The sequence below is a fragment of the Streptomyces sp. 378 genome (assembly GCF_030124145.1).
Taxonomy (GTDB): domain Bacteria; phylum Actinomycetota; class Actinomycetes; order Streptomycetales; family Streptomycetaceae; genus Streptomyces.
The window spans coordinates 1-653 of the sequence record NZ_JASKMS010000090.1 but is presented as its reverse complement, the minus strand read 5'-3'; the positions used below and the strand labels follow the sequence as shown (position 1 = coordinate 653).

General features: G+C 69.2%; 1 pseudogene. It reads right to left on the bottom strand.

Features of this window, described 5'->3' with window-relative positions:
• A pseudogene (locus QNO09_RS39630) lies at positions 1 to 587 on the bottom strand (winged helix-turn-helix domain-containing protein); the annotation flags it as partial.
• Positions 588 to 653 lie beyond the last annotated feature (66 nt).

The following is a 653-nucleotide window of genomic DNA, read 5'->3' as shown; positions in this document are numbered from 1 at the left end:
CACTGGTGTCCGGCCACGCTGTGACCAGGTCTTGGCCTGCGGCGGCGTCATGGAGAATCCGGCTTCGTCCTCGAAGACGAGCCAGGCTCCACGGGCCGCCGCGAGTCTTCCGCGCAGGGCCACACCTCCTTGACCCACCCGGCCACCGCCTCGTCGTCCCGCTCCATGGCCCGTCGGGCCGGGATCTGGCAGGACCAGCCGTTGCGCACCAGGAGCTTGCGCACGCCCTGGACCGTGTAGGTCAGGTGGAAGCGCCGGCCGATCACCGTCTTCACACGGCTCAGGGTCCAGCGTTGGTCTTCCCAGCCGTGCGCGGCCGGCCCCTTGGCCAGCTCCGCCTCCAGCTGGGCGAACTGCTTCTCGCTCAGCCTCGGCAGTGACGCTGGCCCCTGCGACCGCAGAGCCCGCGGACCGCCCTCGTCCCACATCTGCCGCCACCGCTGCACCGAGCGGACGCTGACCCGCAAGTCCTTGGCGATCACCGAGCTCGCCTCACCCTCGGCGAACCTCTCAGCCGCCTTGAGCCGTAACTCTTCGCGGAACTGCTGCCGTTCGGCGGTCAACCCGCCACCTTGTGGATACCGCATGCCCCGGTGTTACCGCACGCACGACGAGCCGTCAGCCCCTACGACTCCACGAGTTCAACCTCAGTA